Genomic DNA, 26,947 nt, shown 5'->3' with positions numbered 1-26,947 from the left:
GCTTCCTATCCGGTCGGGGCGGGGTTGTCACGTCGGGCTCAGTTGAAGCGGGCGCGGACGCGGGCCAGGGCGACCGCCCGCACGAGGTGCTCGCGAGGCTCCACCGGGAGCGCCAGGGCCAGTTCGGCGGCCCGCAGCGCGACGTGGTGCAGGCCGAGGTCCCGGGCGCGCTCGGCGACCCGCTCGAGGACGCGGTCGGCCAGGCCGTGCGGCTCGACCCAGAAGACGTCGGCGCCGGTGACGTCGCGCACGTCGAGCAGCCGTCCGCGGTCGCGCGGGGAGACCACGAGCGGCTCCTCGAGCCCGTCGTGGCCGACGAAGACGCGGTCCTCGGCGCACAGGACGCCCACGTCCCAGCCCAGGCGGTGCGCCGCGGCGACCGCGGCGGCGGCCACGAGCAGCTCGTCCCCGCGGCGCCCCTGCAGCACCGTGGGGAGGAGCAGGTCGTCGAGGTCGCCGGCCAGCACGCGCCGGTTGGGCCGCCGGAAGCCGGCGACGACGCGGCTGCCCAGCGCGGCGAGCTGGGCCGCGGGGTCGGGCGCGACGTGGCGCAGGCGCTCGGCCAGGCGCCCGACGTGGTCGTGGACCGCCGCGTCGTCCACCGGCGAGAACGCGTCGGCGAGGGCGACGAGCAGCGGCTCGACCGCGGGCTCGGCCATCGCGATCTGGTGGGCGAACGGGACGGGCGTCACGGCGCTAGCGGCGGCTGTAGCGCTCGATGACGAGCTGCTCGGTCACCGGGATCGAGATCTCGTCGCGGCGGGGGCGGCGCAGGACGCGGCCGCTGAGGCCGTCGTGGTCGGCCTCGAGCCAGCCCGGCACGCGCCCGACGGTCTCCGTCGCGTCACGCGCGAGCGGCTCGACCGGCGAGCCCGCCCGCAGCGTGACGCGCGCCCCCTCGTCCAGGAGCGCCGAGCAGATGTCGACGCGGCGGCCGTCGACGTGCACGTGGCCGTGGGCGACGAACTGGCGCGCCTGGCGCCGGGTCGTCGCGAGCCCGAGGCAGAAGACGACGTTGTCCAGCCGGCGCTCGAGGAGCTCGAGCAGCGCCTCGCCGGCCGTGATGTCGCGGCGCTTGCGGGCCAGCAGCACGTAGCGGCGGAACTGGCGCTCGCGCACCCCGTAGGCGATCTTCAGCTTCTGCGTCTCGCGCAGCTGCTGGGCGTAGACGCTGGGCGCGCGACGCCGGCGCATCCCGTGCTCCCCGGGCGGCTGCGCGCCGCGGCGCTCCAGGGCGGTCTTGCGCCGCAGGTGGCGCTCGCCCTTCAGGTCCAGCGCGACGCCCTCGCGGCGCTCGAGCTTCTCGACGGGTCCGGTGTACCTGCCCATGCGTTAGGTCACCCTAACGCAAAGCCGACCGCCGGGGTCGGTGATGGCTCAGTCGCGGCCGGGCGCGAAGGCCTCGAGCAGCCCCGGAAGCTGGTCGGGCGGGGCGATGAACGTCAGGACCGCCGTGGTGATGCCTGCCTCGGCGAACGCGTCCAGCCGCTCGCGCAGGTGCTCGACGGGCCCGACGAGGAAGACGTCGCGCAGGAGGTCGTCGGGCACGAGCTCCACGGCCCTGGCGCGATCGCCGGTCGCCCACGCGTCGGCCATGGGGCCGATCTCGTCGCAGCCCAGCCACTCGAAGAACGCGCGGTAGACGCCGACGCTCACGTAGGCGGCGAACATCTGGCGCGCCAGCGGGGCGAGGTCCTCGCTGGGCAGCAGGAAGAACCGGCAGGCCAGCTCCTTGTCGGGACGGCCGAAGGCCCCGGCGACCTGGCGCGCGCCGCGCAGCGGGAGGAAGTTCGTGAACGCGCCGTCGGCCTGGTCGGCGGCGAGCTGGAGCATCTTGCCGCGCAGCGCCGCGAGGACGATCGGCACGGGCGTCGTGACGGGGCGCTCGAGCTTCAGGCCGCCGAACCCGCGGCCCTCGCCGCTGAGCACCGGGCGCAGCGCCTCGACGGTCTCGCGCATCTTCGTCAGCGGCTTGCGGAACTCGCCGCCGTTGAAGCGCTCGACGATGACGTCCGACGACGCGCCGAGGCCCAGGACGAAGCGCCCGCCGCTGAGCTCCTGCAGCGCGGCCGCGCTCTGCGCGAGCAGGCCGGGGCCACGCGTGTACGGGTTCACGATCCCGGTGACGAGGCGCAGCCGCTCGGTGACGACGGCCGCCTGGGCCAGCGGCGTGAAGCCGTCGGTGCCGTTGGCGGTCTCGCCGGACCACACGTCGTGGAAGCCCAGCCGCTCGGCCTCGCGCAGCAGCGCGGGGTGCTCGGTCAGGGGGACGCCGGCGAAGGGCAGGGTGAGGGCGGTGCGACGCTCGGGCACGGGCGTGCGACCCTACCGGCAGGGATGCAGGGGATCGGGGAGGCCGACGCGCACCTGGGACGGCGGGTCCCGCTGCCCACCGTGGCGCTGCCGCTGGCGCGCTGGGTCGAGGTCGAGCCCGACGGCCCGGGGGCGGTCGAGGTCTCGTGGAACCTCGACGACACGCGCGAGGGCGCGCCGGGGCGGCTGGCGCTGCACGTCGCGCTCACCGAGGCCGCGCCGCGGCCGCTGGGCGACGGCGAGGCGCCGGCGGAGCCCGTCGACGTCGACGGCGCCCCGGGCCGCCTGCGCCGGGCGCCGCTGGCGCACGCCGACGCGTCCCTGCGCCCGGTCCTCGAGCTCTGCTGGACGCACGACGGCCTGCACCTGCGGCTCACCGCGCAGGGCCCCTGGGCCGTCGAGGACGTGGTGCGCATCGCCGCGTCCGTGGCCGGATAGGGTCGGCCCATGGACGTCTCCCGGCTGGGTCGCCGCGAGCTCGCCGGGATGGTCGGCGGGCTCCTGCTGGTGCTGGGCGTCCTCCTCGCGGCCTACAAGCCCTCGGAGGACAACCCGAACGCCAACATCGACGGCGCACGCGATGCGCAGTCGATGTTCGACGTGCACCCGATCCTGCGCTGGCTGCTGCTGCTCGCGGCGATCGCGCCCTTCGTGCTCGCGTGGATCATCGCCCGCGGCCACACGCTGTCGTGGGCGCGGGGCGAGATGACGGCGGTCGTCGCCGTCGCCGCGTTCGGCCTCGTCTTCTACAACGGCATCGTCGACCGGCCGGGCGACCCCTCGGGCGAGATCGGCCTGCAGCTGGGCTACTGGCTCGCGCTGCTCGGGACGGTCGTGATGTTCGTCACCTCGGCGCTGCGCTCGTCGGAGACCGGGCGCCCGCGCAAGCCGCCGGGCACGCTCTAGGCCTCGCCGCATAGGGTCCCCGCCCATGGCCGTGGACTCCTCGAAGCCGGACCGCAACCTCGCGCTCGAGCTCGTGCGCACGACCGAGGCCGCCGCGCTCGCCGCGGCCCGCCTCGTGGGCGCGGGGGACAAGAACGCGGCCGACCAGGCGGCGGTCGACGGCATGCACGCCGTCCTGGGCAGCGTGCAGATGGACGGCATCGTCGTCATCGGCGAGGGCGAGAAGGACGAGGCGCCGATGCTGGCCAACGGCGAGCGCATCGGCGACGGCTCGGCGCCCGAGGTCGACATCGCGGTCGACCCGCTCGAGGGCACGACGCTGACCGCCAAGGGCATGCCCAACGCGCTGTCGGTCATCGCGCTGGCTCCGCGCGGGACGATGTTCGACCCGGGGCCGTGCGTCTACATGGAGAAGATGGCGGCGCGCGACGACCTCGCCGACCTCCTCGACCTCGACCGCCCGGTCGGCGAGACGATCGGGCTGATGGCCGAGCGCCGCGGCTGCGAGCCCGGCGACCTCACGGTCATCGTGCTCGACCGCCCGCGCCACGAGGAGGGCATCAACGCCATCCGCGCGTCGGGGGCGCGGGTGCGGCTCATCTCCGACGGCGACGTGTCCGCGGTCCTGGTCGCGGTCTCCGAGGACCGCCCGGTCGACCTGCTGTGGGGCATCGGGGGCACGCCCGAGGGCGTCATCTCCGCCGCGGCGGTCAAGTGCATCGGCGGCGGCCTCGTCGGCCGGCTGTGGCCGCGCAACGACGACGAGCGCCAGGCCGCGCTGGACGCGGGCTACGACCTCGACCGCGTCCTCACCCAGGACGACCTCGTCCAGGGCGACGACTGCTTCTTCTCGGCCACGGGCGTCACCGACGGCGACCTCCTCGAGGGCGTGCGCTACAGCGGCGCGAGCGCCACGACGGAGTCGCTGGTCATGCGCTCGCGCTCGGGCACGGTGCGCCGCGTCAAGGCCTCGCACAACCGGGCCAAGATGCGCCAGCTCATCGGCTCGAGGTACGGCTGAGCGGGGTCGCGGGCGCTAGCTCGCGATGCGCTGGTCGGGCGCGTGGGCCCGCTCGCGCGAGGGCGCGGGCGCCTCGTCGACCGTCAGCGGGCCGGCGAACTGGCCGACCTCGGAGCGCTCGAGCTCGCGACGCACGAGCGAGCGCAGGAAGAAGAAGCAGGCGATGACGTGGATGCGCGACTGGGTGTTGGCGTACACCCAGCGGCCCAGGCGCGAGGCGATCGCGGGGTAGAAGTTCGCGACCTCGACCTCGACGTGGATGCGGACCTTGTCCCAGTCGGGGTAGTCGTGGCGCTGCACCTCGAGCTCGAGGTAGCCGTCGCCCTCGCGGCCGCGCGGGGCGACGAGCAGGCCCTTCTGGATGCGCCAGCGCACGATGCCGGCGCACTCGTCCATCTCGTACTCGGGCTTGCGGAAGGTCAGCAGCCGCAGCCGGGGGTGCAGGAGCACGACGTAGCGCTCGCCGGGCGTGTAGACGACCCGCACGAGCCCGAAGGTGAAGCGGCTCAGCGACCGCCAGTACGTGCGGGCGAGGCGCTCGAGGTTCTCGGGCGTCCACATGCCCTCGATGGCCCTGGCGGGGACGATGATGTCCGCGCCCTGGACCGAGCGCACCGCGCCGTCGGCGTCGATGCCGGTGTCGTCGGTCGGCGTGTGGATGATCGCGCCCTGGAAGGCGTGGGCGCCCGAGAAGGCGCGGCGCGCGCCCGCGAGGAGCGCGACGAGCAGCGCGACGACGGCGGCGGCGATCGCGGCGGGCATCTCGCCCTGCGACCCTACCCCCTGAGGGCCACGCGCACTGCCTCGTCGAAGCCCAGCGGCGCGTCGTTGATGCCCTCCGGCGGCGGCTCGCGGACGACCATCTCGGCGCCCAGGCCCTCGACCAGGGGGCGGGCCAGCGCGCTCTCGACGGGGGTGACGAGGCCGACCCAGTACGAGGACAGCCGCGGGCTGAGCAGCGGCACCTTGACGATCGCGGGCGCGCGGCGGCCCGCGACCCTCGCGTAGCGCTCCATCATCTCCCGGTAGGTGAGGACGTCGGCGCCGCCGAGCTGCACCTCGCGCGGGACCTCGTCGCGGTCGGCGAGCTCCGCGAGGGTGCGCACGACGTCGACGATCGAGACGGGCTGGGAGGGCGTGTCGACCCAGCGCGGGCAGACCATCGCGGGCAGTCGCTCGACGAGGCTGCGCAGCATCACGAACGACGCGCTGCCGGCGCCGACCACCATCGCCGCCCGCACGTGGACGAGGCACGGGACCCGCTCGGCCAGGAGCTCGGCCACCTCGTGGCGCGAGCGCAGGTGCTCGCTCTGGCCGCCGGCGTCGTCCTCGAGGCCGCCGAGGTAGACCGTGCGCGCGACGCCGGCCCGGCGCACGGCGTCGCCGAAGGTGCGCGCGGCGCGGCGGTCGCGCTCGGCGAAGTCGCCGCCGGCGCCCGACTCCATGGAGTGCACGAGGTAGAACGCGACGTCGGCGCCGGCCAGCGCCTCGTCGAGGCCCTCGCCGGTCACGACGTCGCCGCCGACGACCTCGGCCGCCCCGGGCAGCTGGCCGCGTCGCCTGCCGGGATCGCGCACCAGGCAGCGCACCGTGTGGCCGGCGTCGAGCAGCTCGGGCAGCAGCCGGCCGCCGACGTAGCCGGTGGCCCCGGTGAGGAGGATCGTCTTGGGCCCTCGATGAGCGTCCACGGGACAGGTACGACCCGGCGCTCGTCCGCGATGACCCCTGCGCCGTCCTGCGTCGTACCCCGACCGTGCCGGTCAGCATGACGCCGCGTCGTGTGCGAGGTTCCCGCCTCTGTCCGGTCCGCACCCCATGACCGACCTCGCCATCAAGGACGTCGCCGAGCGCACCGGCGTCTCCGCCGGGACCATCCGCATGTGGGAGCAGCGGTACGGCTTCCCCGAGCCGCAGCGCACCGAGTCGGGCTACCGGCGCTACAGCGCCGACGACGTCGAGGCGATCCGCCGCGTCACCGCCTTCCGCCACCGCGGGCTGTCGATCCCGGCGGCGATCGAGCGGGCACGCGAGTCGGGCGGGGCGTCGGACCACCCGTCGATCTACGCGGCGGTCGTCAGCACCGACGTCGCCGCCCGCCCGCAGGTGCTGACCAAGCGCACGCTCGTCGCGCTCTCCCGGGCCATCGAGCACGAGTGCCTCGCGCACGCGGCCGCGCCCGTGCTCTTCGGGGCCTTCCAGGTCGAGCGCTTCTACCGGGCCGTCGAGCCGCGCTACCGCAAGATGGCCCAGTACGCCGACGCCGCCGCGGTCTTCGCCGACTTCGACGGGGTGCACAAGCCCGACGGCGGACCGGTCGAGGTGCCGATCGCCGACGAGGACGTCCTCGGCAACGAGTGGGCGGTCATCGTCGACGCCCCGGGCTACGCCGCCTGCCTGCTGGCCTGGGAGCAGCCGGGCGTCACCGAGCCCGGCGGGCCCGACGACCTCGACCGCTGCTTCGAGTCGCTGTGGACGATGGACCCGGCGGCGGTCCGGCGTGCGGCGCAGGTCGCGGCGCGCCTCGCGGGCCGCGCCGACGCCGAGGTGGGCGAGCGCTTCGAGCGGCTGCTGGCCGACCGGCCGCTGGCCCTCGACACGCCGGCGCCGGGGCTGACGGCGCTCGTGAACCGGGCCGTCGCCTACATCGAGCAGGCGGGCTAGAGCGGCAGGAGCTCGACGGCCGCGCCGGCCGCGAGCTCACCCTCGCCGCGGGGCACGAGCGCCAGCGCGTCGGCACCGAGCATCGACGTCAGGACGTGCGAGCCCTGCGGCCCGGTGGGGTGCGCGACGCCGTCGTCGTCGAGGCGCACCCGCACGCACTCGTCGCGCTGGGGGTTGCGGGCGATCGCCGTGCCCAGGCGCGCACGGCCCGGGCGGGGGAGGGGCCTGGCGCCCTGCATCGCCCGAAGGGCCGGGCGCGCGAAGAGGACGGCGGTGACCAGCGCGGAGACCGGGTTGCCGGGGAGCCCGAGGACGAGCGTCCCGTCGCGCGCGCTGCCGCACCACGTCGGCTTGCCGGGGCGCAGCGCCACGCGCCAGAAGCGCTCGACGACGCCCTGGGCCTCGAGCGCGGGCTTGACGTGGTCGTGCGGGCCGACGGAGACGCCGCCCGACAGCAGCAGGAGGTCGGCCTCGTCGAGGGCCTGGGCGATGGCGGCCTCGGTCGCGGCACGGTCGTCGGGGACGCGGCGCGTCGTGACCCGCGCGCCCTCGTCGCGGGCGAGGGCCGCGAGCGTCGTCGTGTTGGCGTCGTGCACCTGCCCGGGGCCGAGCGGCTCGCCGGGCGGCACCAGCTCGTCGCCGGTGCCCAGGACGACGACGCGCGGACGGCGCGCGACGGCGAAGCGGGCATGGCCGGCGTTGGCGGCGACCCCGAGCTCGGCGGGGCCGAGGCTGGCGCCCGCGCGCAGGACGGTGGCACCGGCCTGGGTGTCCTCGCCGGCGCGGCGGACGTTGCGCCCGGCGGCGACGGGGTCCCGGAGCACGACGTGGTCGCCGTCGTCGTCGACGAGCTCGACCTGCAGGACGCCGTCGGCGCCGGCCGGGAGCGCGGCCCCGGTGGAGATGCGGATCGCCTCGCCGTCCTGCAGGGCGGGGCCCTCGTGCGGCGCGCCGGCGCGCGACTCGCCGACCACGCGCAGGCGCCGGCCGGCGTCGCCGGCGCGGACCGCGAAGCCGTCCATCGCCGTCGTGTCGAAGGGCGGCGTCGCGTGCGGCGTCGTGAGGTCCTCGGCCAGGACGCGGCCCTGCGCGTCGGCGAGCGCGACCTCCTCGGCCGGGAGGGGCGTCACCGCCGCGAGCACCTCGGCGCGCGCCTCGTCGATCGACAGCACGCCGCCATCTTGCAGCTTCGGCGACACGTTCGGCGCGTCGAGGCTGTGCGGAGGCACCGCCGGGGCTCGGGCTCCGTCGCGGCCGGTGCGATGCTGCGCACGTGGACCGCAGCCCACAGCTGCCCGGCCGCCCGCGGCCGGTCGCCGGCCTGCCGCCGCTCGATGCCGACGCGGTCGCCCACGCCTGGCTGCTCGCGCTGCTCGCCGGCCGTCCGCTGGACCGTGCCGAGCTGGTGCCGGTGGGCGCGGTGGCGGTGCGCGGTCCCGACCTCGTCCGGGCCGTCGCCGCGGCGGTGGCCGACGACCGGGGGCTCGAGGGGCTGGACGGCGGGGCTGGCGGTGCGGGCCCGTCGCCGGCCGAGGCGCTGCACGACGTGACCGGCGCGGCGGGGCCCGCGGACGCCGTGGCGGCCGTCGAGGCGCTGCGCCGCGCGATCGGCGCCGCGTGGCTGCGCGCCGACCCCGAGGTGGCGAGCGCGGCGGGCGACCGTCTCGCGCACGCGTGCGCGAGGCTTGCGGCGGCGGCCGCGGCGACGGCGGCTGCACCGGAGGTCAGGGGCGGTGGAGGTCCGCCGGTCGCCACGGACGCCGAGGTCCGGGCCGCGCGGCTCGTGGAGGCCGAGGCCGAGGGCGCGGTGATCGCGCTCGAGGCGGCGCCGCACACGCCGACCGTCGCCTCCGCGCCCGCGGTGCCCGACGGCCACGTGCTGGCGGCCGAACCCGGACGCTGGCTCGTCGTCGTGCCCGCCGACGGTGCTCGCGCGGTCGCCGAGCGCCTCGCGGCCCAGCTCGGGGTGCACGCGGGCGTCGCGGTCCGCGAGGGCGACGAGGCAGGCAGCGCCGTCGTCGCCCGCGCAGACGAGCGCTGCTTCGCGGCCCGCGCCGCGGGCCAGCCGGTCGCCTAGCGCGCCGCTACGGACGGGGCAGGCGCCCGAGGACCTTGCCGACGACGCCCGCGACGCCGCCGGCGACCTGGCGGGCGGCCTCGACGAGCTCCTCCGCCGGACCGCGCTGGTCGCCGTCCTGCGGCGTGGCCCACCCGGCGGGCGGCGGCGCGAGCGGCTCGGCCTGCGCGCCGGGGGCCGGCGCCGGGCCGGGCTTGGCGGGGGCCGCGGCCTTCGGCCTGGCGGCGGCCTTGACCGACGTGGGCTTCGGCGCCGGCTTGGCCTTCGGCTTCGTTGCGGCCTTGGGCTTCGCGGTCGACGCCGCCTTCGGCTTCGTCGCGGCCTTGGGCTTCGCGGTCGACGCCGCCTTCGGCTTCGCGGCGGCCTTGGGCCCGGCGGCGGTCTTCGGCTTCGCCGCGGCCCTCGTCTTGGCGGCCCCCGCCTTCGCCGTGCCCGCCCTGGCGGCCTTGGGCTTCGCCTTGGCCGCGGGCCCGGCCTCCGCGGCGGCCGCCTCGGCGACGCGCTCGGCGGCGTCCGGGGTCGCCTGGCCGCCGCCGCGCTTGGCGCTGCGACGGGCTGGGCGCGTGCGGGGGAGGCTCTTCAGGACGTCGCGGTCGCCGTCGCTCGGGCTCATGCGCACATGTTCGCGCACGCGCGCGGCGCGCGGCACCCGGGCGTGCAAGACGGCGCCCACGGGGCGCGCGGGGGCGCGCGATCCGGCACGGTCGGACCTCAAGCGCCTGCACAGCTGTGCCGATTCGCTCTGTGCCCCTGAAACCAAGCCCCCTCCCGGGTGTTGTTGCCCGGCGAGGCCGTCCCGCTCGGCCTCGGCTGCGACGTGCTTGTGTGACGGCGATCACACAGTCGTGGCAGCACGGCAGTGCAGGACGTACCATGGAGGGCTCACGCCTTCTGGCCTCGACCGCGCAGCGGCGGAGCCGGGTGGCAGACCTTCCGCCCGAAGACCACCTCGCCGGGACGCGCAGCGCGCACCGGCCATCTCGAACGGACGCCGATGTCAGTAGTGGAACTCCAGGAACTCGAAGAGATCAAGGGCCTCATGGTCAAGGGCCAGGCGGCCGGCGTGCTCACGTACGCCGAGATCGCCGGCGCGGTCTCCGAGCTCGACCTGGACGAGGCCGACGTCGAAGAGCTCCACTCGTACCTCGAGCAGGCCGAGATCGAGCTCGTCGAGGAGATCGACCCCGCGACCGCCGCCGCCAACCAGGTCGAGCGCGCGCCGGACAAGCGCCAGCGCCGCGCCCGCAAGGCGCCGTCGGCGCTGGACCTGCGCGCCGACATGACCACGGACAGCCTCCAGCTGTTCCTGAAGGACATCGGCAAGGTGCGCCTCCTGACCGCGCAGGAGGAGGTCGACCTCGCCAAGCGCATCGAGCGCGGCGACCTCGACGCGAAGCAGAAGATGGTCGAGTCGAACCTGCGCCTCGTCGTCTCGATCGCCAAGAACTACCGCAACCAGGGCCTGCCGTTCCTGGACCTCATCCAGGAGGGCACGCTCGGGCTCGTCCGCGCGGCGGAGAAGTTCGACTACCGCAAGGGCTTCAAGTTCTCGACCTACGCGACCTGGTGGATCCGCCAGGCGATCGCCCGCGCCCTGGCCGACAAGGCGCGCACGATCCGCATCCCGGTCCACGTCGTCGAGAAGCTCAACAAGATCGGCCGCGCCGAGCGCAAGCTCGTCACGGAGCTGGGCCGCGAGCCCACCGCCGAGGAGATCGCCGAGGTCACCGGGATCGACCCGGAGGAGGTCGACTCGATCAAGCGCTCCGCGCAGGCCCCGGTCTCCCTCGAGAAGCCCGTCGGCGACGAGGAGGAGTCGGAGTTCGGCCAGTTCATCGCCGACGAGCGGGCCGAGTCCCCGTACGAGCGCGCCGCCGAGATCCTCACCAAGGAGGCGCTGCGCGAGGCGCTGGAGAACCTCTCCTACCGCGAGCGCCGCGTCCTCGAGCTGCGCTACGGCCTCGGCGGCGAGCACCCGCGGACCCTCGACGAGGTCGGCCGCACGTTCAACGTGACGCGCGAGCGCATCCGCCAGATCGAGAACCAGTCGCTCAAGAAGCTCCAGTCGCTCGCGGAGGCCCAGAAGCTCCGCGACGTCGCCTAGCCGCGACCGCGACACCCACGCCGTGCCGAAGGGCGCCCTCCGGGGCGCCCTTCGCCGTTCCGCGCCCGCTGCCGGGTGGGCTTCTGTCGACTCTCGGGGCGAGGTCGAGGGTGGAGGTGACGCGGCGCCGCGCGGGGGCGACCGGGCGGGGCGAGGCTGAGGCGGTGGTCGAGGGTTCTACGCGCCCGGAGTTACGACGACGCGCCGAAGCGGACGCTCAACCGGGCACCGCCGAGGCCCTGCGAGGTCCCGATGGCCAGCTCGGCGCCGTGGTGGCGGGCCTGCTGGGCGACGACGGCCAGGCCGAGGCCGGAGCCGGGCGCCTCGCCGGCGCCGAGGCGCGTGAAGGGCTCGAGGACGCGCTCGCGGTCGGCCTCCGGGATGCCGGGGCCGTCGTCCTCGACCACCAGGACGGGGCCGGGCTCGAGGGCGACGCGCACGGTCCCGCCGCCGGAGGCCCCGTGCAGCGCCGCGTTCTGCAGGAGGTTGTCGGCGATGGAGCGCAGGCCGGGCGCCCAGCCGCGCACGACGACGGGGTCCTCGGGCAGCTCGGGCACGAAGCGCACGGCGGGATGGCGCTCGGCGGCCGCGCTGACCGCGACGTCGACGAGCTCGGCGAGGTCGACGTCGTCGTCGGGTGGCGCCGCGTCGCCGCGCGCCAGCGCCTGCAGGCCGTCGAGCAGGGCCACGAGGCGGTGCTGCTGGTCGGCGGCGTCCTCGAGCATCCGCGAGCGGCGCTCGGCCGGGAGGTCGGGATGGCGCGAGAGCGACGACAGGGTCGCCTGGAGGCTCGTGAGCGGCGTGCGCAGCTCGTGCCCCGCGTCGGCGGCGAAGCGCCGTGTCGCCGCGAGCGCGCGCTCGCGGTCGGCGGCGCTGCGTCCCAGCCGCGCGAGCATCGCGTTGAACGACGACGCCAGGGCGCGCAGCTCGAACGGCCCGTCCGCCGCCACCCGGCGGTCGAGGTCCTCGTCGCCCGCGATCTCCGCGGTGGCGCTGCGCAGCCGGCGCAGCGGCGCCAGCACGACGCTCGTGGCCAGGAACGTCAGCGCCGCGCACACCGCCAGCGCCGCGAGCCCGATGAGGGCCAGCCGCCGCCGCAGCCGCGCCTGGCGGCGCTCGAGCGCCGTGAGCGTCGTCGTCACCTCGAGCCGCACGAGCCCGCCCAGCGACGGGTCGCGCAGGCGCGTCGTGAACGCGCGGTAGCGCGTGCCGTCGGCCTCGAAGGTCGCGAAGCCCCGTGGCAGCCGCGGGTGCGGCGGCGGCTGGCGGCCCGTGTCGAGCACCGGCGTGCGCCCGACGAAGAGCCGCAGCGACGAGCTCGTCGCCGAGAGCACCGCGTCGAGCCGCCGGTCGCCGCCGGGCAGCCCCTCCTGGACCGCCGCCACCGCCGTCGCCGTGGACAGCTCGGCCGTGCGCTGGAGCCGGTCGTCGAGGACCTCGCGCTCGGAGCGGTCGGCGTCATGGGCGACGTAGAGCCCCGCCGCCGCGAGGACCGCGGCGAGCACCAGGGTGAGGCCCAGCGTGAGGCGCCCGCGCAGCCCGCGCATCAAGACGCCCTCCAGCCTGTCAGGGCCGCAGGACGAAGCCCACGCCGCGCACGGTGTGGAGCACCCGCGGCTCGCCGCCGGCCTCGAGCTTGCGGCGCAGGTAGCCCACGAAGACGTCGGCGACGTTCGTCCCCGGGTCGAACGTGTAGCCCCAGACCTCCTCGTGCAGCTGACGGCGCGTGAGGACCTCGCCGGGGTGGCGCAGGAACAGCTCGAGCAGCTCGAGCTCGCGCCGGGTGAGCCCGAGCTCGCGCCCACCGCGCCACGCGGCGTGGGCCGCCGGGTCCAGCGCGACGTCGCCCACCTCGAGCCGGCCGCCCTCCCGCGCCGGCCGGCGGCGCAGCAGCGCCTGGAGCCGCGCGACGACCTCCTCGAGCGCGAACGGCTTGACGACGTAGTCGTCGGCCCCCGCCTGCAGCCCGCGCACGCGGTCGTCGACCTCGTCGCGCGCCGACAGCACGCAGACCGGCACGTCGTTGCCCGCCCCGCGCAGCCGCTCGAGCACCTCGAGCCCGTCGAGGTCCGGCATCCCGAGGTCGAGCAGGACGACCTGCGGGTCGACGGCCTCGACCGCGGCCAGCGCCGCCTTGCCACCCGAGGCCGGCACGACCTCGAAGCCCTCGAGCTCCAGCGCCTCGCCGACGCTGCGCCGGATCGCCGCGTCGTCGTCGACGAGCAGGACCACGGGCGCCGCGGCCTGGGCGCTCACCGCTGGACGGTCTCGCAGTCGCCGCCGACCTGGTCGCGCGCGTCGGCGGTGACGCGGTCGCGCCCCGGCCCGCAGGAGACCTGGTCGGCGCCGCCACCACGGACCGCGATGACGTCGTTGCCCGCGCCCCCGACGACCACGTCGCGACCGGCGCCCGCGACGATGCGGTCGTTGCCGGCGCCGCCGAGGAGGGTGTCGGCCCCGGGCCCGCCGACGAGCCGGTCGCCCCCGCCGTTGCCGGCGAGGACGTCGTCGCCCGCCCGGCCGTTGAGGACGTCGGCGCGCGAGGTGCCGCTCAGGCGGTCCGGGCCCGGGCCGCCGGTGAACGTGCGGGCGAACGCCGGGGTGGCCGTCGCGGCCAGGACCGCGACCACGGCAAGGGGACGGACAGCGCGCACAGGACGACGCATGATGACCGCAAGGCTCCCGCGCGCGCACGACTCTCATGCGCTTCTCACGCCTGGTGAGAAGCCCGTGAGAGCGCGCCCACAGCCCATCCCGCGCGGCGCAGACTCGCCGCCATGCCCATGCACCTGACCCGAGGCACCCTCGGCGCCGTCGCGGCGCTCGCGCTCGTGCCGGCCACCGCGCTGGCCGCGACCATCGACGGCAGCGACCGCTCCGAGCGCCTGCGCGGCACCAACGGCGCCGACCAGATCGCCGGCAACGGCGGCAACGACCGCATCAACGGCCGCGCGGCCGACGACCGCCTCTCCGGCGGGCCCGGCAACGACTGGCTCTGGGGCTCGACCGGCAACGACACCCTGAGCGGCGACGCCGCGAACACCGGCGACCGCACGTCCTTCGACCGCCTCTTCGGCGGCCCCGGCAACGACACGCTGCGCGGCGGCGACGCCCGCGACCGCCTCCGCGGCGGGTCGGGCAACGACACCAGCGAGGGCGAGGGCGGCAACGACGTCCTGGCCGGCGGCACCGGCGACGACGTCCAGCGCGGCGGCGCCGGCAACGACGTGATCTACGCCAACCTCGGCACGGACACCTCCGAGGGCGGCGACGGCAACGACGTCCTCTGGGCGCTCGCCCGCGGCGACGTGGCGCAGGGCGGCGGCGTCGACCAGGTCGGCGACACGCTCGACGGCGGTGCCGGCGACGACCGGCTGCGCACCCGCGACGGCGAGGTCGACCGCGTCGCCTGCGGCGAGGGCAACGACCGCGCGTTCCTCGACCAGGTCGACGTCATCGTCGACGCCACCGCGCAGAACCCGAACGGCTCGTGCGAGACCGTCGAGCGCAAGGCGCCCAAGAAGGCCGAGAGCAAGGGCGAGGACCAGCAGCAGTCCGTCAAGGAGGAGCAGGCCCCGGCGGCCTAGCCGGCCAGCCCGAGCCAGCCCGCTCAAGCCCGGAGGGGGCCACGCCGATCCGTGAGGCGTGGCCCCCTTCGAGATCACCGCTGCCCTCCGCCAGCTCGTCACGCTCGGCGGCTCGGACCTCCACCTGAAGGTCCCCGCGCCCCCGATGGTGCGCGTCGACGGCGAGCTGCGGCCGATCGACGGGGCCCAGCCGCTCACGCCCCAGGAGGCCGACGCGGCGCTGCACCACGTCCTGACCGACCCGGACAAGCTCGCCGAGTTCACCCAGGACGGCGAGGTCGACTTCTCCTACGCGATCGAGGGCGTCGCCCGCTTCCGCGTCAACGCCTTCAAGCAGCGCGGCTTCACCTCCATGGTCTGCCGCGCGATCCCCGAGCGCATCCGCACCCTCGACGAGCTCAGCCTGCCGCCGGTCATCCGCGAGCTCGCCGAGGAGGAGCGCGGCATCGTCCTGCTCACCGGCACCACCGGCTCGGGCAAGTCGACGACGCTCGCGGCGATGATCGACCACATCAACACGACGCGCCACCGCCACGTCGTGACGATCGAGGACCCGATCGAGTTCCTGCACCAGGACAAGAAGGCGGTCATCAACCAGCGCGAGGTCGGGATGGACACCGCCTCGTTCAAGAAGGCGCTGCGCCGCGTCCTGCGCCAGGACCCCGACGTGATCCTCATCGGCGAGATGCGCGACGAGGAGACGGTCCAGACCGCGCTCAGCGCCGCCGAGACCGGCCACCTGGTCTTCTCGACGGTGCACTCCGTCGACGCCGCGGAGACGGTCAACCGCCTCATCGAGTTCTTCGAGCCCCACATGCACCAGCAGGTGCGCTCGATGATCGCCGGCACGCTGAAGGGCGTCATCTCCCAGCGCCTGGTCCCGGCCGCCGACGGCCGCGGCCGCGTCGCGACCTGCGAGGTGCTGCGGATGACCGGCCGGGTGCGCGACATGGTCATGGACCCGCTGCAGACCGGTCGCCTCGGCGAGGTCATCGCCGACGGCGGCTTCTACGGCATGCAGACCTTCGACCAGGCGCTCTTCGAGCACCTCAAGGCCGGCCGGGTCACGATGGACCAGGCCGTCGCCGCCGCCTCCAGCCCGCACGACTTCAAGCTCCTCGTCGCCGCCGACGGCCGCCGCGGCACCACGATGGACGACCTCGCCCAGGCCGAGGACCAGCGCCTGGCGCCCGGCTCGGCCGCCGCGACGCTGCGCTAGGCGCCGCGGTGCGCGGCCGGTAGCGTCGCGGCCGTGCGCACGACCTTCCAGGACCTCGGCGAGCGCGAGTCCGCCGACGCCTTCTCGCTCCAGAACGCCCAGCTGCTCAAGGTGGAGCTGCGCGACGTCACGATCCAGGCCAAGCTCGGCTCGATGGTCGCCTACCAGGGCGACGTGTCGTTCGAGCACGCCGGGATGGGCGGCGTCGGGCGGTTCATGAAGAAGGCGCTGACCGGCGAGGGGCAGCGGCTCATGAAGGTCAGCGGGACGGGCGAGGTCTTCCTCGCCGACACCGCCCAGTACGTCCACCTCGTCCACCTCGAGGACGACCAGCTGACGGTGAGCGGCGAGAGCCTCCTGGCCTTCGACGACGGCATCGACTGGGACGTCGAGCGCGTGAAGGGCGCCAGCGGCGTCATGGGCGCCGGGCTCTTCAACACGATCCTCAAGGGCACGGGCTGGGTCGCGCTGCTGACCGACGGCACGCCGATGGTCCTCGACGTCGCGAGCGCGCCGACCTTCGCCGACGCCCAGGCGGTCGTCGCCTGGTCGGCGGGCGTCCAGACGTCGCTGAAGACCGAGTTCAAGGCCAAGAACCTCATCGGCCGCGGCTCGGGGGAGACGCTGCAGATGGCGTTCTCCGGCGCGGGGTGGGTGCTCGTGCAGCCCAGCGAGGGCCGCCCCACGGTCCCCACGGACGGCAGCGGCGGCGGGCTCGGGGGGTTGCTCGGGCAGTAGGGGCACCCGCACGCGGGCACGCTGCTTCAGTCGGTAAAGTGGAGGTGTGCCCGTCGACCCCAACTGCCCCGTGTGCCGCACGGCGGAGATCGTCTGCGCGAAGTGGACGATCCTGCTGGTGCGCGACCTGGCGGCAGGCCGGGCGCGCTTCTGCGAGCTCGAGCGCTCGCTGAGCGGCATCAGCCCGCGCACCCTCTCGCTGCGCCTGCGGGCGCTCGAGGAGGAGGGCATCGTCGAGCGCCGCGGCACCGACGGCTACGCGCTGACCGACAAGGGCCGCGCGCTGCTGCCCATCGTCGACGGCATGAAGGACTACGGCGAGCGCTGGCTCGGCGCCGGCGGCGACTGCACGCCGCTCGACGACGACGCGCCCGACGTCGCCCCGGCACTCGTCTAGCGGCCGCAACTCCGCCGCCTCCGGGCGGTTCTCAGCGGCGATGGCACGACGCCGTGCAGCCCTTGAGCCGGCCGGACGCCGGACTACGCTGGGCGAGGTGCCCGCCGTCCGTCTGTCCCGCCGGCGTGCCCTCGCCACGGGCGTCGCCGGCGCCCTCGGCGTCACGCTCTCGCGCCTGCCCGCCGCCCCCGCCTGGGCCGCGCCGCGTCCGCGTGCGCGGGGCTTCGGCCTCGACCTCGCCCGTGGCGCGTTCGGCGCGGACGGCACCACCGGCGTGCTGCGGGCGCGCCGGCGCTTCGACCTCGTCGGGGTGCGCGGCGCCGACGTCGAGGGCCTCGAGGTGCGCGTGCGCCGCCGCGGGGGGGCGTGGAGCCCGTGGGTCCCCCTCGGCCACGGCGCCGAGCACCGGCCCGACGCCGGAACGGGCCGGCACGCCACCGACCCGGTGTGGACCGGCGGCAGCGACGAGCTCCAGCTGCGCCGCCGCGGCCGCCGCACGACCGGTCCCCTGCGGGTCCAGCTCGTGGCGGTGAGCGGCGCCGCCAAGCGGCGCGGCGCGCGGGCGACCGCCGCGGCGTCCCGGCGCGCGAAGGCCGCCCAGGGCGGCCCGCCGCCGATCATCGCGCGCAGCGCCTGGGGCGGCGACGCGGTCAAGCCGCGCGCCACGCCGAGCTACGGCGCGGTGCAGGTCGGCTTCGTCCACCACACCGTCGGCGCCAACGACTACACGCCCGAGCAGTCCGCCGGGATCGTCCTGGGCATCGCGAAGTACCACCGCGACTCCAACGGCTGGAACGACCTGGGCTACAACTTCCTCGTCGACCGCTTCGGCCAGGTCTTCGAGGGCCGCGCGGGCGGGATCGACCAGGCCGTCATCGGCGCCCAGGCCCAGGGCTACAACGCCCAGTCGACCGGCGTCTCGGTCCTCGGGACCTACGGCTCGGTGGCCGCCTCGCCGGAGGCCGTCGACGCCGTCGCCCGCCTGCTGGCCTGGAAGCTGCCGCTGCACGGCGCGCCGGTCGAGGGCACGGTCGTGGTCGAGTCGGCCGGCGGCGGTCAGAACCGCTTCAAGGCGGGGACGCCGGTCACGCTCAACCGCATCAGCGGCCATCGCGACGGCGACCAGACCTCGTGCCCCGGCAACGCGCTGTACGCGCAGCTGCCCGAGATCCGGCGGCGCGCCGCCGCGATCGCCCCGACGGTCAGCACGGCCGTGGCCCGGCTGAGCATGGACCCGCCGCCCAAGGCCCCGACCTACGGCGCCGCGCTGGCGGTGGCCGGCCGGCTCGTGCGCGGGGACGGCGGGCCGGTGGCCGGCCAGCGGGTGACCGTCCAGAAGCGCGGCGCCCGCAGCTGGGTGACCGTCGGCAAGGCGACGACGGGCGACGACGGCGCGTGGCGCGCCGAGGTCACCTGGCGCAAGGGGGGCCGGCTGCGCGCCCGGGCCGCCGTGCCCGGGGCCCCGGTCGCCGTGACGCCCACCGTGGAGCTCGGCGTCACCCCCGTCGCCGAGCTGGAGGCGGCGGCGCCGCGCATCCGCGCCGGCGGGCGCGTCGCGCTGGACCTGCGCCTGGCGCCGGTGACGAGCGCGGCGCTCCTCGTCGAGCGCCAGGTCGGCGAGCGCTGGGTGCGCGTCGCCAAGGTCCCCGTCCGCGCGAAGCGCTCGCGCTCGCGCGTGCGGGTCGCCCTGCGCCGCGCCGGGCTCTACCGGATCACGCTGCGCGCGCAGGCGGGCAGCGTCGCCGTGCGCAGCGCGCCGGTGACGGTCCGGGCGGTGAGCCGCAACGGCTCGCTCGAGGCCCCCGCACCGCCGTCGACGCCGGGCAGCGGCACGGGCGGCACCGGCGGCGTCGCGTCCGGCGCCTGACACCCGCGCACCTCCGGGCCGCCGAGGGGGAAGCCCCGAGGCATGAGCATCACGGACAAGATCACCGGTCGGGCGAAGCAGGCGGCGGGCGACCTCCTCGACAGCGCGCACCTCAAGCGTGAGGGCTCGAAGGAGGAGGAGAAGGGCGAGGCCAAGGAGCGCTTCGCGCGCAAGGAGGAGGAGGCTGACCGCGAGGCCCAGCGCGTCGCGAACCTCGAGCGCCAGACCTAGGCGCCACCACCTTCCGAGGGGCGAGGCCGGTCCGCGCGAGCGGGCCGGCCTCCGTGCTGCCCGGGCCGCTAGCCGCGCGGCTCGATGGACAGCAGGTGCGGCTCGCGCTCGTGGTCGACCTGCAGGGTCACGTGCTCGATGCCGAAGCGCTCGCCCAGCAGCAGCTGGAGCTCACGGCGCTTGCGGTGGCAGTCGTCGCCGCGCGCGACCAGGACGTGCGCCGCCAGCGCCGGGAAGCCGGTCGTGATCTCCCACACGTGGAGGTCATGGACCTCGACGACCCCCGGCACCCCCGCGAGCGTGCGTCCCACCGCCTCGGGGTCGACCCCCGCGGGGGCCGCCTCGAGCAGGACACGGCCCGCGTCGCGGACCAGCGACCAGCCCGTGCGCATCATGAGCGCCGCCACCACGAGCGACGCGGCGCCGTCGACCTCCGGGCGGTCGAAGAGCAGGACGCCGAGGCCTGCGGCCACCGCGGCGAGCGACCCGAAGAGGTCGGCCATGACGTGGGCGCGGGCGCCCGCGACGTTGAGGCTCTGGCGCGACGCGCGGGCCAGGGCCATGGCCGCCGCGACGTTGACCGCCGCGCCCAACGCGCCGACCAGCACGACGACCCCGCCGTCGACCGACGGCGGGTCGAACAGGCGCTGCACCGCCTCGATGGCGATGACGCCGGCGAGGACGAGGAGCGAGGCGCCGTTGACCTGCGCCGAGAGGATCTCCGCGCGGCCGAGGCCGAAGGTGAACCGCCCCTGTGCGGGGCGTGCCGCCAGCCGCGCCGCCCACAGCGCCAGGGCGATCGACGCCGCGTCGGTGAGCATGTGCGCCGCGTCGGAGAGCAGCGCCAGCGAGTCGGCCAGGAGGCCGGCCACGACCTCCGCGGCCATGAAGGACGCGATGAGGACGAGCGCGACGGTCAGCCACCGGCGGTCGGCGTCGGGGCCGGGCGCGTGGTGGTGGTGGCCGTGCCCGTCGTGGGCGTGGCCGTCGTGGTCGTGGTGGTGGTGCCTGTGGCCCACGGCCTCAGTGTCGCACCCCCGGCGGGACCGCTCGCGCCTCGGCACCGTACGCTGGGACGGCTCGTGAGAACGGTTCCCAGCAGCCGCCGCGCTGCGTGATCGCCGCGCTCCTCCTCTCCGGGGTGACCTTCCTGTCGACCATGGCGGGCGGCCTCGCCGTGCTGCGCTGGCCGGGCCGGGCGGAGTGGCTCATGGCGCTCGCCGGCGGCGTCGTGCTGGGCGCGGCGCTGTTCGACCTCCTGCCCGAGGCCGTCGAGCACGCCGAGGAGCACGGCCTGGGCGCCGACGTCCCGATCGGCGCGATGCTGGGCGGGATCCTCCTGTTCTCGTTCGCCGAGCGCTGGACGCACCACGGCGAGGACCACCACCACGACGGCCACGACGCCGGCGCGGACGCCCCGGAGGCGGGGCCGAGCTCGGCCGGCCTCGTCGGCGCCGCGGGCTTCGTCGCCCACTCGTTCTTCGACGGCCTGGCCATCGGCCTCGGCTTCCGCGTCGACGACGCGCTCGGCCTCCTCGTCGCGCTCGCCGTCATCGGGCACGACTTCTCCGACGGGCTCAACACCGTCTCCATCCTCCGGGCCGCCCGCCACCCGGTCGAGCGCTCGCGTCGCTGGCTCTACGCCGTCGCCTCGGCGCCGATCGTCGGCGCCCTCGTGGCGTCCGTGGCACCCGTCCCCGAGGACGTCCTGCCGGTCTCGCTGGGCTTCTTCGCCGGGCTCTTCCTCTACGCCGCCGCCACGCACCTGCTGCCGGCGGCCAACCGGCTGCCGTGGCTCGGCGGCCTGCTCACGACGGCCGGCGGCGCCGGGGCGATGTTCGCCATCGCCCACCTCGCCGGCCACGGCCACTGACGCGGCTTCACGCGCCGTTCACCGGAGGCGGCGTGGAGGACCTGCACGCGTGTCTAAGCTCGGGTCCGTGCGCCGTCTCCCGCTGTTCGCCGCTGCCGTCCTCGCCTGCGCCGGTGCCGCGGCGCCGGCCGCCTCCGCCCGCTCCACCGACACGCCGTGGCCGCCCGCGAAGGGCGACGGCCAGCTCTTCGCGCACATCGGCGAGGAGCACATCAACGACGCCGACGGCGAGACGATCCTCCCGGCCGTCGTCGGCGCGGTGGCCCGCTACAGGCCGGCGCTGATGACGGCCTCGGGCGACAAGGCCAACGACGGCAAGGCCGACCAGTTCGAGCTGTGGCAGAAGGCGCTGTCCAAGCTCGACGACGCGGGGGTCCCGTACCTCGCCGGCATCGGCAACCACGACCGCACGGCGCCTCCCGGCGTGCCGGGCGGCACCATCGGCCTCGTCGGGGGGACGCTGCCCAACAGCCTCGACACGTACAAGCGCTTCTTCGCCGGCCGTCCCTATCCGTGGGGCGACGCGCAGCCCTACGCGGGCATCGGCCCGGCCGAGCGCCCCGCGAACGACCCGTCGGGCGCGGCGGGGACCTACAGCGCCGACGTCGGCGACGTCCGCTGGATCTTCCTGGACAACTCGTGCTGGTCGCTGTCGGGCTGCGACGCGTTCCAGGCCCGGGCCGACGCGGGGGGCAGCACCCAGCTCGAGTTCCTGCGGGCGAAGGCCACCGAGGCCACGCGTGCCGGCAAGCTCGTCTTCGTCGTGATGCACATCCCGACGCGGGACCCGCGCGACCAGTCCTACACGGACGTCACCGCCCAGAACCACATCATGGGCAAGGGCACCACCGCGGACAACCGCAAGTTCGAGGAGATCGCGGCGGTGGCCGGGGTGGACGGCGTCTTCGTCGGCCACATCAAGGGCCAGTTCCTCTACCGCGGTCGCGGCGACGTCCCGTACTTCATCGACGGCGGCGCCGGCGGCGAGCTCTACACGACCGGCCCCGTCGGCACCGACCACGGCTACTGGCACGGCTTGCGCCTGCTGCGCGTCGCGGGCGGCCGGATCGCGACGACCGACACCGTCCCGGTCCTCGTCCCGGACGGCATCCGCCTGAGCGGGCCCGACGTCGTCCAGCCCGGCCAGACGCAGCTCTTCGAGGGCTTCGGCCGCCAGCCCGTGTTCCACGACACGGCGAAGGTCGACGGCCTCGAGCTGCGCGACCCGAACCCGACGCCGAAGGCCGCCCGCCAGGCCCAGCTGCTGGGCATCGCGCTGAAGGACCTCGCCTACGGCGGTCCGGTCCTGCTCGTGCTGCTCGCGCTCGGCCTCTCGGCGGTCCCCGGCACGCGCCGGCGCGTGGCGGTCGGGGGCGGCATCGCCGTCGTCGTCGCCGGCGGGGCGGGCCTCTCCGTCGCCCAGCAGTCCATCCCGACCTCGACGCCCAAGGACGCGCTGCCCAACCCGGCGCGCATCTGGACCTCCAGCGACCCGGCGGTCCTCGCGCCCGTGGCCTCCGACAGCGACGACCCGCGGCGCGACGCGGCCACCCAGACCCAGGACGGACGCTTCCGCGGCGCGTGCCCCGGCACGGCGACGCTCACGCTGACGTCGGGCTTCGAGGCCAGCGACAAGGCCGTCCGGGTCGCGAGCGCGCCCGGCGCCATCGTCCGCGGCAGGCCGACGGCCAGGCGCACCATGCGCGCCGGCAGGCGCGCCGAGGTCGCCCGCGTGCGCCTCGCCCAGCCCGCGGTCGTCACGATGCGCGTGCTGCGCGGCAAGACGGTCGTCGCCCAGCGCGCCCGGACCTGCGCCCCGGCGGGGACCCGGGCGCTGCGGTGGAGCGCCAAGGGCGCCAAGCCGGGCCGCTACACCGTCGAGGTCCGCGTGGCGTCGGACCGCGCACCGGTCGTGCGGCGCTCGACCCTGCGGGTCGCGCGCCGCTCGCCCGCCGCCTAGCGCGTGCAACGCCGCGTGCGCGCCGGAGGAGCGGGGGAGCGCGCGGCGAACCTCGCGGCGTGCGCAACCGCCAGCTCCACGCCGCGGTGGCCGCCTTCGCCGAGGAGGCGGCCTGGCAGCTCGCCGCCGACGCGGCCGAGGGCGCCGAGGTCCCGTTCGAGGTCGTCGAGGCCGGTGGTGGGCGCCGCGACGTGCCGCTGTACTGCTACCGGCCGCTGACCGGCGCGTTCATCGAGGAGCGCGCCTCGCTGCTGGGCCGCCTGCCGAGCTACCTGCCGGCGGTCCACGCGCTCGCGGCCTGCCCGGGCGTCGACGCCTACCTCGCCGCCTGCGGCGAGGCGCAGGTCCCGGCCGACCCGCGGCGCCGCGCCGAGGAGGCGCTGCGCCTCCTGCTCGCGCGCGTCTTCCGCGACTCCACGGACTTCGCGCTCGTGCCCGAGCGCCTGCACGCCGCCTACGACGAGCTCGAGGCGCTGGTGCTCGAGGGCCGCGCGCTCGTCGAGGTCGTCGCCGCCGTCCACGGCCTGGCGATCGCCTCGGACGAGATCGCCCTCGGCGACAGCCTGCTGCTGGCGCGCGCGGATCGCTGCACCGACCTGCCGCCCGAGGTCTGCGCGCCGCGCGCCGACGGCCGGCCGCCCGTCGTCGTCGCGCTGCGGTGGGAGGCGGCGCCCGGCGACGAGGCACCCTTGCGCCACGCCGAGGTCCGCCTGCGCCGCCTGCTGTGCGGCCTGCGGCTCTACGACGCGGTCCCCGTCGCCCTCGCGCGCACGGGCTGGAGCAGGACCGGAGCGGGGCGCTGGCAGCCCTTCGCGCTCGGCGAGTCCGCGCCGCCGGTGCGCGGCGTGCTCGCCGTCCCGCCCGCCCAGGAGGACGAGCTGCGGGCGTTCCTCTCGCTCGTCGGCCGCCGCACGCCGCGCCACGGCGAGGTGGCGTGGGCGCTGCACCGCTTCGAGCTCGCCTGCTCGCGCTCGGCGCCGGCCGACGCGCTCACCGACGTCCTGCTCGCGCTGCGCGCGCTGCTGGACCCGGAGGGCGCGAACCACGGCCGGCTGGCCGCGCGCGTCGCCGCGCTGTGCGCCCTGCCCGACGCGCAGGCGCAGACGATCGAGCGCGTCGTCCACGCCGCGGAGCTCGAGCGCGCGCTCGTCGCCGGCGTCGGACCCGGGGACGAGGCCCTCCAGCCGCTGGGGGACGAGCTGACCGCCTACCTGCGCGCGGTGCTCCGGGACGTCCTGTGCGGGCACCTGGAGGCCGACCTGCGCGCGGTGGCCGACGGCCTGCTGGCCCGCGCCGACGAGCAGCAGGGGACGATCGCCTAGCGCCCCGGCGCGGCGGCCGTGGTCGCTGGCCAAGCGACCACGGCCGGCGCGCCGGGCGTGCCACCTTCTGCGCCGAGCGGTCGCAGCTCACATCAGGACGGCGACGTGCCGACTACGGGGGCGGTGACCACCGACCGCCTCGCCTGCACCCTCATGGCGCTGCTCGTCGCGGTCGCCACGGTCCACAGCGGGGAGTCGGCCGGGCTCGTGGACCTCGGCGACGGCGCGCTGCACCTCTGGATGAACGACGCCGGCTTCTTCCTGAGCGCGGCCGTGCTCGTGCTGCGCACGCCCGAGGGCACCGCGCGGCCTCCGCGGTTGCTCCTCGCCGCATCCATGGTGCTCTGGGCGGCGGGCAACGTCACCTACGACGCCCTGTCGGCGGGGGAGGCCGAGGTGCCGGTCCCCTCCGCCGCCGACGCGGTCTGGTTCGCCTTCTACGTGCCGGCCTTCGCCGGCGTGGCCCTGCTCGCCCGCCGCGGCTTCTCGCGCACCTCCCTGGGCACGCGGCTGGACGCCGTGCTCGCCGGAGCGGTCGTGCTGGCCCTGGCGGCCGACGTCGTCATCGAGCCGGTGATGGCCGCCTCGGAGCAGCTGGCACTCGCCACGTACCTGACGGGCGTGGCCTACCCGGTGCTCGACGTCGCCCTGCTGGCGCTCGCCGCCAGCGGCCTGGCCCTGCGGGGCTGGCAGCTGCAACGCGGGCTCGTCGTCGTCGTGCTCGCCGTCCTGGCCTTCTACGCGGGGGACTCGCTCTTCCTCGTGCGCACCGCCGCCGGCACGTGGACCGAGCAGGGCGTCGACCACGCGCTGTACCTGTGGTCGGCCGTCGGCTTCGCCGCGCTCGCGTGGCTGCGGGTGACCGTCGCCGAGCCGCGCGAGGACAGCCGCCGCACCGTCGTCGCGCCCGTGCTCCTCGGGCTCCTGGGGCTCGGCGTCCTGGTCGTCGAGGCGCTCGACGCCGCCGACCCCCGCACGATCCTCCTGGCGGCCATCGCCATCGTCGCCGTCCTCCTGCGTGCCGCCGCCGCGGTCGTCGAGCACCACCGGCTCCTGCGCCAGGCCCGCCACGAGGCCCTCACCGACGCCCTCACGGGCCTGGGCAACCGCCGGCGGCTGCTGGCCGAGCTCGAGACCGCGTTCGCCTCGGGCCGCCCCCACGCGCTGGTCTTCCTCGACCTCGACGGCTTCAAGACCTACAACGACACCTACGGCCACCAGGCGGGCGACGTCCTGCTGCAGCGCATCGGCCAGGCGCTCGTCCACGCCGCGGGGCGCGACGGGACCGTCCACCGGTCCGGCGGCGACGAGTTCTTCGTCCTCGTCGACGGCGCCGACGACGTGCAGGCCCGCGCCGAGCTGCTCGCGGGCGCCGCGGTCCAGCGCGGCGACGGCTTCCTCATCACGGCGACCTTCGGCTGGGCGTCCCTGCCGGCCGAGGCGTGCGAGCCCGACCAGGCGCTCCACGTCGCCGACGAGCGGATGTACCGGCGCAAGACCTCGGGCCGCGTGACGGCCGGGCGCCAGAGCACGGACGTGCTCGTCGCCCTGCTGGAGGAGCACAGCCCCGGGACCGCCGAGCACGCCGCGTCCGTCGCGCAGCTGGCCGACGCCACGGCCCGCGAGCTCGGCCTGCCCGAGCCGGTGCGCGAGGAGGTCCGCCGCGTCGCCGCCCTGCACGACGTCGGCAAGCTCGCGATGCCCTCGGAGGTGCTCGACAAGCCCGGCGCGCTGGACGACGACGACTGGGCGGTCATGCGCACCCACACCGTGGTGGGCGAGCGGGTCCTGCTCAGCGCGCCGGCGCTGTCGCACACCGCGAAGGCGGTGCGCTCCAGCCACGAGCGCTGGGACGGCACGGGCTACCCCGACGGCCTGGTCGGCGAGGACATCCCGATCGCGGCCCGCGTCTGCGCGGTCTGCGACGCCTACGACGCCATGGTCAGCGAGCGCTGCTACGGCGACGTCCTGACCCCGGGCGGCGCCCTGGCGGAGCTGCGACGCTGCTCGGGGACGCAGTTCGACCCGGCCGTCGTCGACGCGTTCACCCGGGTGCTCACCGACCGCGAGCGCGCGGTCCTCGTCGCACGCTGACACCGGGCGGACGCCGGTTGGGGGAGGATCCCGCCGTGCGCGTCTCCGCCAAGACCGACTACGCGGTACGGGCCATGCTCGAGCTCACGACCGCGCCCGATGCGACGCCGGTGAAGGCGGAGGCCATCGCGGAGGCGCAGGGCATCCCGGCGCCGTTCCTCCAGAACATCCTCCAGACGCTGCGCAACGGCGGCCTGGTGGAGAGCCGGCGCGGGCAGGTGGGCGGTCACCGGCTGGCCAAGCCGCCCACGGAGATCACCGTCGCCGACGTGATCCGCGCGGTCGACGGGCCGCTGGGGCAGGTCGCGGGCCGGGCCCCGGAGGACGTCGCCTACGACGGCTCCGCCGAGCACCTGCGCGACGCGTGGGTGGCGGTCCGGGCAGCGGTCCGCGGGGTGCTGGAGCACCTGACCCTCGCCGATCTCGCCGCGGGGCGCCTGCCCGACGACGTCCGCGCGCTCCTCGGCGAGCCCGACGCCTGGCATCGCCGCTAGGCTCCCGCGCCGCCTCGGGCGGTCGCTGAGGCCCTCGCTGGACACAAACCGTAGTATCCCTACCGGCTTTGTCCGGTTTTGCG

General features: G+C 76.1%; 28 protein-coding genes. 17 read left to right on the top strand and 11 right to left on the bottom strand.

Annotated elements, in window-relative coordinates; genetic code table 11:
- Positions 1 to 38 precede the first annotated feature (38 nt).
- Genes JUB12_RS08985 through JUB12_RS08975 form a run of 3 tightly spaced genes read right to left on the bottom strand, consistent with a single transcriptional unit; the run spans position 39 to position 2,313 of the window.
- Positions 39 to 692, bottom strand: a complete 654-nt coding sequence (locus JUB12_RS08985) for a transglutaminase family protein (protein WP_205699281.1) — start codon at positions 690 to 692, stop codon at positions 39 to 41.
- A 4-nt stretch (positions 693 to 696) separates the two neighbouring features.
- Complete coding sequence (gene rpsD / locus JUB12_RS08980) at positions 697 to 1,329, bottom strand: 30S ribosomal protein S4 (RefSeq protein ID WP_205699280.1); 633 nt, start codon at positions 1,327 to 1,329, stop codon at positions 697 to 699.
- Positions 1,330 to 1,377: 48 nt separating this feature from the next.
- Positions 1,378 to 2,313 (bottom strand): LLM class flavin-dependent oxidoreductase, encoded by a 936-nt coding sequence (locus JUB12_RS08975; protein WP_205699279.1) that lies wholly within the window; start codon positions 2,311 to 2,313, stop codon positions 1,378 to 1,380.
- A gap of 24 nt (positions 2,314 to 2,337) precedes the next feature.
- Here JUB12_RS08975 and JUB12_RS08970 point away from each other — a divergent pair, with 24 nt between their 5' ends.
- Genes JUB12_RS08970 through glpX form a run of 3 tightly spaced genes read left to right on the top strand, consistent with a single transcriptional unit; the run spans position 2,338 to position 4,240 of the window.
- Positions 2,338 to 2,751, top strand: coding sequence for a hypothetical protein (locus JUB12_RS08970; protein WP_205699278.1), 414 nt, complete (start codon positions 2,338 to 2,340; stop codon positions 2,749 to 2,751).
- A 9-nt stretch (positions 2,752 to 2,760) separates the two neighbouring features.
- A complete protein-coding gene (locus tag JUB12_RS08965; RefSeq protein WP_205699277.1) occupies positions 2,761 to 3,219 on the top strand; it encodes a hypothetical protein in 459 nt (152 codons plus the stop codon).
- Between the two features lie 25 nt (positions 3,220 to 3,244).
- Positions 3,245 to 4,240, top strand: a complete 996-nt coding sequence (gene glpX / locus JUB12_RS08960; RefSeq protein ID WP_205699276.1) for a class II fructose-bisphosphatase — start codon at positions 3,245 to 3,247, stop codon at positions 4,238 to 4,240.
- A gap of 15 nt (positions 4,241 to 4,255) precedes the next feature.
- Here glpX and JUB12_RS08955 read toward each other — a convergent pair whose 3' ends face one another.
- Complete coding sequence (locus tag JUB12_RS08955) at positions 4,256 to 5,002, bottom strand: hypothetical protein (RefSeq protein ID WP_205699275.1); 747 nt, start codon at positions 5,000 to 5,002, stop codon at positions 4,256 to 4,258.
- Positions 5,003 to 5,016: 14 nt separating this feature from the next.
- Entirely contained in the window at positions 5,017 to 5,928 is a 912-nt protein-coding gene (locus JUB12_RS08950) for an NAD(P)H-binding protein (protein ID WP_205699274.1), read from the bottom strand.
- 127 nt (positions 5,929 to 6,055) lie between these two features.
- Here JUB12_RS08950 and JUB12_RS08945 point away from each other — a divergent pair, with 127 nt between their 5' ends.
- Positions 6,056 to 6,901, top strand: coding sequence for a DICT sensory domain-containing protein (locus tag JUB12_RS08945; protein WP_205699273.1), 846 nt, complete (start codon positions 6,056 to 6,058; stop codon positions 6,899 to 6,901).
- On the opposite strand, the gene glp is transcribed toward JUB12_RS08945, so the two are convergent.
- Positions 6,898 to 8,130 (bottom strand): gephyrin-like molybdotransferase Glp, encoded by a 1,233-nt coding sequence (gene glp, locus JUB12_RS08940; RefSeq protein ID WP_205699272.1) that lies wholly within the window; start codon positions 8,128 to 8,130, stop codon positions 6,898 to 6,900. The genes JUB12_RS08945 and glp overlap by 4 nt on opposite strands.
- A gap of 44 nt (positions 8,131 to 8,174) precedes the next feature.
- Here glp and JUB12_RS08935 point away from each other — a divergent pair, with 44 nt between their 5' ends.
- The gene (locus JUB12_RS08935; RefSeq protein WP_205699271.1) at positions 8,175 to 8,978 is read left to right on the top strand and encodes a hypothetical protein; all 804 of its coding nucleotides are present in this window, start codon (positions 8,175 to 8,177) and stop codon (positions 8,976 to 8,978) included.
- Between the two features lie 7 nt (positions 8,979 to 8,985).
- On the opposite strand, the gene JUB12_RS08930 is transcribed toward JUB12_RS08935, so the two are convergent.
- Entirely contained in the window at positions 8,986 to 9,591 is a 606-nt protein-coding gene (locus JUB12_RS08930; protein ID WP_205699270.1) for a hypothetical protein, read from the bottom strand.
- 381 nt (positions 9,592 to 9,972) lie between these two features.
- Between JUB12_RS08930 and JUB12_RS08925 the strand changes: the two genes are divergently transcribed.
- The gene (locus tag JUB12_RS08925; protein WP_205699269.1) at positions 9,973 to 11,082 is read left to right on the top strand and encodes an RNA polymerase sigma factor RpoD/SigA; all 1,110 of its coding nucleotides are present in this window, start codon (positions 9,973 to 9,975) and stop codon (positions 11,080 to 11,082) included.
- A gap of 191 nt (positions 11,083 to 11,273) precedes the next feature.
- On the opposite strand, the gene JUB12_RS08920 is transcribed toward JUB12_RS08925, so the two are convergent.
- The 3 genes from JUB12_RS08920 to JUB12_RS08910 are packed head-to-tail and all read right to left on the bottom strand — an operon-like array spanning position 11,274 to position 13,712.
- Positions 11,274 to 12,629, bottom strand: a complete 1,356-nt coding sequence (locus tag JUB12_RS08920; protein ID WP_205699268.1) for a HAMP domain-containing sensor histidine kinase — start codon at positions 12,627 to 12,629, stop codon at positions 11,274 to 11,276.
- 19 nt (positions 12,630 to 12,648) lie between these two features.
- Positions 12,649 to 13,338: a response regulator transcription factor gene (locus tag JUB12_RS08915; RefSeq protein ID WP_241004473.1), complete on the bottom strand. Its 690-nt coding sequence runs from the start codon at positions 13,336 to 13,338 to the stop codon at positions 12,649 to 12,651.
- Positions 13,335 to 13,712 (bottom strand): calcium-binding protein, encoded by a 378-nt coding sequence (locus JUB12_RS08910; protein ID WP_205699267.1) that lies wholly within the window; start codon positions 13,710 to 13,712, stop codon positions 13,335 to 13,337. Before JUB12_RS08910 ends, JUB12_RS08915 begins: the two co-directional genes overlap by 4 nt.
- A 147-nt stretch (positions 13,713 to 13,859) precedes the next feature.
- Between JUB12_RS08910 and JUB12_RS08905 the strand changes: the two genes are divergently transcribed.
- The 6 genes from JUB12_RS08905 to JUB12_RS08880 all read left to right on the top strand — a co-directional run bounded on the left by JUB12_RS08905 (position 13,860) and on the right by JUB12_RS08880 (position 19,121).
- Positions 13,860 to 14,669: a calcium-binding protein gene (locus JUB12_RS08905; RefSeq protein WP_205699266.1), complete on the top strand. Its 810-nt coding sequence runs from the start codon at positions 13,860 to 13,862 to the stop codon at positions 14,667 to 14,669.
- Between the two features lie 58 nt (positions 14,670 to 14,727).
- The gene (locus JUB12_RS08900) at positions 14,728 to 15,888 is read left to right on the top strand and encodes a type IV pilus twitching motility protein PilT (RefSeq protein ID WP_241004472.1); all 1,161 of its coding nucleotides are present in this window, start codon (positions 14,728 to 14,730) and stop codon (positions 15,886 to 15,888) included.
- A 33-nt stretch (positions 15,889 to 15,921) separates the two neighbouring features.
- Entirely contained in the window at positions 15,922 to 16,626 is a 705-nt protein-coding gene (locus JUB12_RS08895; RefSeq protein WP_205699265.1) for an AIM24 family protein, read from the top strand.
- Between the two features lie 46 nt (positions 16,627 to 16,672).
- On the top strand, positions 16,673 to 17,023 hold the full coding sequence (locus JUB12_RS08890; protein ID WP_241004471.1) for a helix-turn-helix domain-containing protein: 351 nt from the start codon (positions 16,673 to 16,675) through the stop codon (positions 17,021 to 17,023).
- A 97-nt stretch (positions 17,024 to 17,120) separates the two neighbouring features.
- A complete protein-coding gene (locus JUB12_RS08885) occupies positions 17,121 to 18,890 on the top strand; it encodes a peptidoglycan recognition protein (protein ID WP_205699264.1) in 1,770 nt (589 codons plus the stop codon).
- 42 nt (positions 18,891 to 18,932) lie between these two features.
- A complete protein-coding gene (locus JUB12_RS08880; RefSeq protein WP_205699263.1) occupies positions 18,933 to 19,121 on the top strand; it encodes a hypothetical protein in 189 nt (62 codons plus the stop codon).
- 68 nt (positions 19,122 to 19,189) lie between these two features.
- Here JUB12_RS08880 and JUB12_RS08875 read toward each other — a convergent pair whose 3' ends face one another.
- The gene (locus JUB12_RS08875) at positions 19,190 to 20,140 is read right to left on the bottom strand and encodes a cation diffusion facilitator family transporter (protein WP_241004469.1); all 951 of its coding nucleotides are present in this window, start codon (positions 20,138 to 20,140) and stop codon (positions 19,190 to 19,192) included.
- A gap of 95 nt (positions 20,141 to 20,235) precedes the next feature.
- Here JUB12_RS08875 and JUB12_RS08870 point away from each other — a divergent pair, with 95 nt between their 5' ends.
- The 5 genes from JUB12_RS08870 (at position 20,236) to JUB12_RS08850 (ending at position 26,864) form a co-directional block, all read left to right on the top strand.
- Positions 20,236 to 20,994, top strand: a complete 759-nt coding sequence (locus tag JUB12_RS08870) for a ZIP family metal transporter (RefSeq protein WP_205699261.1) — start codon at positions 20,236 to 20,238, stop codon at positions 20,992 to 20,994.
- Between the two features lie 67 nt (positions 20,995 to 21,061).
- Positions 21,062 to 22,954, top strand: a complete 1,893-nt coding sequence (locus JUB12_RS08865) for a metallophosphoesterase (protein WP_205699260.1) — start codon at positions 21,062 to 21,064, stop codon at positions 22,952 to 22,954.
- Between the two features lie 59 nt (positions 22,955 to 23,013).
- Positions 23,014 to 24,276 (top strand): hypothetical protein, encoded by a 1,263-nt coding sequence (locus JUB12_RS08860; RefSeq protein ID WP_205699259.1) that lies wholly within the window; start codon positions 23,014 to 23,016, stop codon positions 24,274 to 24,276.
- A gap of 123 nt (positions 24,277 to 24,399) precedes the next feature.
- On the top strand, positions 24,400 to 26,370 hold the full coding sequence (locus JUB12_RS08855) for an HD domain-containing phosphohydrolase (protein ID WP_205699258.1): 1,971 nt from the start codon (positions 24,400 to 24,402) through the stop codon (positions 26,368 to 26,370).
- A 35-nt stretch (positions 26,371 to 26,405) separates the two neighbouring features.
- A complete protein-coding gene (locus tag JUB12_RS08850; protein ID WP_205699257.1) occupies positions 26,406 to 26,864 on the top strand; it encodes an Rrf2 family transcriptional regulator in 459 nt (152 codons plus the stop codon).
- Positions 26,865 to 26,947 lie beyond the last annotated feature (83 nt).

Origin of the sequence: Conexibacter sp. SYSU D00693, from assembly GCF_017084525.1 — a bacterium.
In the GTDB taxonomy this organism is placed as follows: Bacteria; Actinomycetota; Thermoleophilia; order Solirubrobacterales; family Solirubrobacteraceae; genus Baekduia.
Note: the sequence above shows the minus strand (reverse complement) of the source record. Positions and strands in the feature narration are given on the sequence as shown.